Raw genomic sequence first — 4,879 nt, 5'->3', positions numbered from 1 at the left:
CCTTGCACAGGCGGGGCAGACCATACATTTCGGCGGATCACGTCCTGCAGCATCTCCTTGTCGAGCGACAGATCGGCGACCAGCTTCTTCAGCTTGGCGTTCTCCTCCTCGAGCTGCTTCAACCGGCGCATCTCGGTCGGCAGCAGCCCGTCATACTTCTTCCTCCAATTGAAGTAGGTCGCCTGCTGATCCCGGCCTTGCAACAGATCTCCGCCACCGCACCCCCGTCGCTGCCCTGCTTCAGGATGAACGCCTTCTGGGCGTCCGAAAACTTCGAGGCCTTCATCGTCGTCGCTCCTCCCAGCCGGGTGGATTTACGCAGCGCAAACTCTAGCCAAAAATGGTCCAGTTTGCCGGCCTCAGATCACCTATCCAAATCTGGAGGAAGGTCAGGGTCTCAGGTCATTCCCACTGCTGTAATACATCGCAACGTCAGATCTTGCTTTATGTGACAATTGGTCAGCTGCTAGTCAGAAGATGCTTTCGGGCGCCTGACACTTGTACGGGACGCCGATCGTCAGACCGCCATCGACGACGATTTCGGAGCCCGTAAGATAAGAGGACTCGTCACTGAGCAGGAACAACACAGCCTGTGACACTTCCGGCGGCTCGGCTGCCCGCCCAAGCGGAATGGGAAAACTGGAAGAATCGAAGTCCTTTGTCATCCAAGTGTTGATTAACCCCGGATGGACTGAGTTTATGCGAACCCCAGACGCAGCGGCCTCCAAAGCGGCGGACTTGGTTATGCCCCGCACGCCGAACTTGGAAGCAACGTAGGCGTGAAGCCCTGCACTACCCCTCAGCCCCTCGACCGACGAGATGTTGACGATCGAGCCTCCGCCCGCGCGGCGCATGGCCGGCAGGGCAGTCTGCATTCCTAAAAATACACCGGTGAGATTGACAGCAAGGGTCTTCGTCCACTGCTCAAGCGGAAACTGCTCGATAGGAGCAATACTGGCTATGCCGGCATTGTTGACGAGGCCATGCAGCGCGCCAAACTTGCTCTCCGCAGCCGCGATCGCTTGGCGCCATTCCTCTGGCTGAGCGACGTCTTGACGCAGATAGATCGCGGATGTGCCAAGGCCGGCCGCGAAAGCCTCTCCTTCTTTACGAAGAATATCGGTGATCACGACTTTAGCTCCCTCCGCTACCAGCAGGCGCGCATGAGCGGCCCCCATCCCTCGAGCCCCGCCGGTCACCAGAATGACTTTTTCGCTGACACGTCCCATAATTTTGCTTCCTCGACAGTGTAGTGGTGCAAGGTCTTTGCGACATCCACTATGCACTATGTCAATCGCCCCCTGGTCGATCTGCTGTGTCCCGCTGCGATGCCCAAAGGCTGTGCGTAGTGCCGTGCAACTCGGCGTGAAAACCAACTCGATAACGATTTCACGTCGTGGACACGCGTCCGCCGCTCAGGCGGTACCGTCGGAGGGTTGAATTGGCATCGCGACATTGGGCCACCTTGTTGAGCCCGACAATTCACGACCGAGTTTCCTCCGGAAGATGGGCGTGGACTGCAGGCGGCGCAATGCCGGTTCCGCGCAGGTGCACGTACTGAGCAGCTCTTCGTGGCTGGCCGCGGGAGTGGGGCGCAGAACGCATGAGGTTCTCCGAGCCTTGCGAATTGGAGTATCCACCCTGTGCAATCGGCGCGCCGAGAATCTGATACGAATGCAAACTCACGCAACTCTTGCAGAGTTGCTGGAGCTGTTCCGACCTTCTCGCGCGACCTGGGTATCCGCTAGCATGCGTTTCGGGCCATGCACAGTGATAGCGTTTCGACTTACCAAGGCTTAGTCGAGCCACCCACAACTTTGAGCCATGCGAGCTCCTCATCCGTTTATGCCCCGCTTGATCATGTCGGACGTTCGACATTCCGCGTCGCCAATCAAACAAGCGGGAAGGCAACAGAAGAAGAGGCGAAGGTTGTCGGCGGCCTTCTCGTACTCCAATTCGACTTCTTCAGCCGATCGAGTCCTATAACACCCAATGAGGTGCTTGGCATCAACGTTGCAGACAACAGATAGAGAGGCCTACCGAGTTATCGTCATCGTCGGTGAGCACGCTTCGCTGGAATGAACGCACAATCGTCAAGCTCATTCTGCAGCACAGAATTGAGGTGCAACGCGCAGAACTGGATGCGTCGTCGGTAAGACGATCGCGATCACCGGATCTATGAGCCGAGGGATCACCGAGCCGCATTGGAAGTTGCGCATCACAGTCTCTTCAGGATGCTTCAACAACCGAATAGTCTTGGTGAGATGAGTTAGCTGAATCTTCGATTGCGTCCAAACACTCCAAGAGCGAGGAGGAATGCGATGCCCGACGTCAAAGGTATTCCGCTTGATGCGCCTCTCTACCGTGGGAGCAAAGACCGTGGCAGCGCGTTTCTCGGCTGCCAAGCAATAAGCCTTGTATTCAGCGTGGGGCACGAGGTGTCCTCTCTATTACCGAAGGGATTAGTACCCGAAGCAAGCCCTGCAATCGCCGTTGTGGGGATCGCGAGCTATTCCTCAAGCACTGTTGGGCCGTACTTGGAGTGCTATTCAGGAATTCAAGTTCGTGATCCCGGCGGTGAGACCGGCTTTTACATTCCTTACATTTACGTGACAACGAATGATGCAGCGCTCGCCTCGGGGCGAGAGGTTCTTGGTGCTCCAAAAAAGCTGGCGCACATTACTCTGATTAGAGAAGGTGGTCTAATTCAGGGTACGCTCGAGCGTCCAGCTGGCAAGCGTCTGCTGACCCTTACCGCTCAACCGGACCAGCGCATGAGCTCGAGTTCGCAACAGATGTTTTCTGCGCGGACGTATTTCTACTCGGTTCGGCATCTGCCCCCCATCAATGAGCGCGGGAAGGGCGCAGTAACGCAACTCGTCAAATGGTGCACCGCGCGAACATTGCGACGCGACGAGCTTGGCGAAGAAGTTCAATTTACTGGACCTACCTCCCTAACTTACGACTCACCCTCGATTGTCGATCCCGTGCACAATTTGGCACTTGGCGAACCCGTGCTCGGCACATACGAGGAGTATGACGCCAAGCTCGAGGCCATTGATATCCTGTCGGAAACCGCAACTCCATGTTTCCCTCTCTTACCAAGCACGTGATCTGATCGTGACCGTCGCGCCACAACCGGACGGTGGTGTTCTGTGACAGTCGATGACGCCGACGAAAGCGATGTCGGCGCGGTGGTGAAGCGCCATCAGCTCGATTTCCTTGCTGACGCCGCCGATGTGCCACTTCTCGATTGCCAAATCGCCGAATTGCCTACCTTTTGCTCGGCTGCTTGTTGTAGTACCCGCGAATGCGCTAGTCCGCGGCTATCAGAACACCGGCAACAATGTCGGCATGCAGGCCACGCGCGATGATCTCGCATCCCTTGTCGTGACGCTGGCGCCATGTGTCGGCATAGCCGCCGCGCTCGCCCGCGACCCATTCGGAACCGCATTCCACCGAATGCGCGAGCGCGACGAGGTTGACCGCGCGCATCAGGTGCTCCGCCCGGGCGAGGAAGTGCGCGGGCCAATAGATCGCGATTTCCATCCGGGTGACGACCCTGTAGCTCGGAAGCAGCCGCGCCCGGTTCTACATGCGCTGCGTCTCTTCCAGCTCGCCTTGCTCCTGCTGCGCGAGCAGGTCCTCCCATTCATAGGCATAGGCGGGCCACGCGCTGCAGTAGCCAGCGACCGCGCGAAGCGGCAGCATGCGGAGCGTTCGCATTGCCTCCGACAACCCTTGCCAACAGGCGGACCGTCCCAGACCGACGGCGCAATGTCCTCCATCTCGGCGTCCTCGAGCGGGTTGAACTTGAGGAGAGCGTCCTGCCGGGTCAAATGCAGCCATTTTTTACCTCCTGTTCGGCGCATAGAGTTTGCGAAAAAGCCGCTCACGATGCGCCTGTTGCTTCCGTGTTTGTCGATCAGTGTCGGCAGCAGACAACAGCCCATGCTCCAGCTCGTGGCATCAGCACTTCCAGGTCTTCGAGGCGCTCGCGAAAATTCGCGCATAGGTGCGGTGATGCACCTCCGCGCCGAGTCGCCGTAGCGCTGGCAACGGCCGTGCTCGCGCTCAATGACGGCGTCCGCCTTGGTGCGCCATTCCTCTGATCTCAGATAGGCGTCGTAATCCGTCGTTCGCCTCGCTCGGCGGCTAGATGGCGACCAGCTCGGCGAGCTTGGCCGCGACATCGGCCATCGGCATATTTGCAGTGTCAAGACCGTTTCGAGGGGGCGGGCATGGGACTGACTGTAAGCGGTATTCCTCCGTTTGAGGGCCGCCTTGTTTGACGGACGCGAACGCTGCAGGTCGTAGGGGTAATCCTAGGAGAAGCGCTATGACGATTTCGAGGGCGGAGGTGATCACATCGGTCGGAGCCGCGGCGCCGGTGGTTGCAGGATGAGAAGGAACGGCTTGTTGCAGCATCGCTCGAGCCCGGAGCCATTGTTTCCGAGGTGGCGCGCATGGCTGGCCTTCATGTAAGCCAGCTGTTCAGGTGGCGCAAAGAGCTTTGCAAGCACGGTGAAGCGAGTATAGCGCCGGTCGAGATTGGGCCGTCTGTGCCGCCGCGGGAAGTGGCCGAAGCGCCATTGACGACGACGGCGGCGCGTCGACGGAAGAGCCTGGGCATCATCGAGATTGATCTTAGTAGCGGGCACCGCATCCGCAGCTTCGAAAACAGCGTGAACAACCCGGCCAGGTCTCCAGCTGACACCGAATGTTTCGACATCTTCTCACCGTTTCCTGGCGACGACGAGGTTATCAGCCAAATAGAGCGGCTGAGCTCCAACGAAAATCGGCGATACCACGGTGCAGCCCAAGGCCGTTGCGCATCCGACTGATGCGCGTCTGATGCATAGGGCACTCACCAAGCTCG

General features: G+C 58.6%; 5 protein-coding genes and 3 pseudogenes. 2 read left to right on the top strand and 6 right to left on the bottom strand.

Annotated features, from left to right (window positions below; all coding sequences use genetic code 11):
* Nucleotides 1-286, bottom strand: a pseudogene (locus tag AC5ZFO_RS47090) (transposase); the annotation flags it as partial.
* A gap of 184 nt (nt 287-470) precedes the next feature.
* Nucleotides 471-1,229 (bottom strand): glucose 1-dehydrogenase, encoded by a 759-nt coding sequence (locus AC5ZFO_RS47085; RefSeq protein ID WP_126262244.1) that lies wholly within the window; start codon nt 1,227-1,229, stop codon nt 471-473.
* Between the two features lie 1,092 nt (nt 1,230-2,321).
* On the opposite strand from AC5ZFO_RS47085, the gene AC5ZFO_RS47080 reads away from it, so the two are divergent.
* Nucleotides 2,322-3,113, top strand: a complete 792-nt coding sequence (locus AC5ZFO_RS47080; protein WP_283023211.1) for an acetoacetate decarboxylase family protein — start codon at nt 2,322-2,324, stop codon at nt 3,111-3,113.
* Here AC5ZFO_RS47080 and AC5ZFO_RS47075 read toward each other — a convergent pair.
* The 3 genes from AC5ZFO_RS47075 to AC5ZFO_RS47065 are packed head-to-tail and all read right to left on the bottom strand — an operon-like array spanning nt 3,099 to nt 3,726.
* Nucleotides 3,099-3,260 (bottom strand): hypothetical protein, encoded by a 162-nt coding sequence (locus tag AC5ZFO_RS47075; RefSeq protein ID WP_496124140.1) that lies wholly within the window; start codon nt 3,258-3,260, stop codon nt 3,099-3,101. The genes AC5ZFO_RS47080 and AC5ZFO_RS47075 overlap by 15 nt on opposite strands.
* A gap of 55 nt (nt 3,261-3,315) precedes the next feature.
* Nucleotides 3,316-3,549 (bottom strand): hypothetical protein, encoded by a 234-nt coding sequence (locus AC5ZFO_RS47070; protein WP_496124139.1) that lies wholly within the window; start codon nt 3,547-3,549, stop codon nt 3,316-3,318.
* 42 nt (nt 3,550-3,591) lie between these two features.
* Nucleotides 3,592-3,726: a hypothetical protein gene (locus AC5ZFO_RS47065; RefSeq protein WP_496124138.1), complete on the bottom strand. Its 135-nt coding sequence runs from the start codon at nt 3,724-3,726 to the stop codon at nt 3,592-3,594.
* Nucleotides 3,727-4,394: 668 nt separating this feature from the next.
* Here AC5ZFO_RS47065 and AC5ZFO_RS47060 point away from each other — a divergent pair.
* Nucleotides 4,395-4,517: pseudogene (locus tag AC5ZFO_RS47060) on the top strand (transposase); the annotation flags it as partial.
* 134 nt (nt 4,518-4,651) lie between these two features.
* Here AC5ZFO_RS47060 and AC5ZFO_RS47055 read toward each other — a convergent pair.
* Nucleotides 4,652-4,795 (bottom strand): annotated as a pseudogene (locus AC5ZFO_RS47055) (IS110 family transposase); the annotation flags it as partial.
* Nucleotides 4,796-4,879: the final 84 nt, after the last annotated feature.

The organism is Bradyrhizobium sp. Unk1 (assembly GCF_059512345.1).
Note: the sequence above shows the minus strand (reverse complement) of the source record. Positions and strands in the feature narration are given on the sequence as shown.

Excerpts from the sequence above, each read along its gene's own strand:
- AC5ZFO_RS47070 (WP_496124139.1), bottom strand. The coding sequence starts at position 3,549 with ATGGAAATCGCGATCTATTGGCCCGCGCACTTCCTCGCCCGGGCGGAG.
- AC5ZFO_RS47085 (WP_126262244.1), bottom strand. The coding sequence starts at position 1,229 with ATGGGACGTGTCAGCGAAAAAGTCATTCTGGTGACCGGCGGGGCTCGA.
- AC5ZFO_RS47080 (WP_283023211.1), top strand. The coding sequence starts at position 2,322 with ATGCCCGACGTCAAAGGTATTCCGCTTGATGCGCCTCTCTACCGTGGG.
- AC5ZFO_RS47065 (WP_496124138.1), bottom strand. The coding sequence starts at position 3,726 with ATGCGAACGCTCCGCATGCTGCCGCTTCGCGCGGTCGCTGGCTACTGC.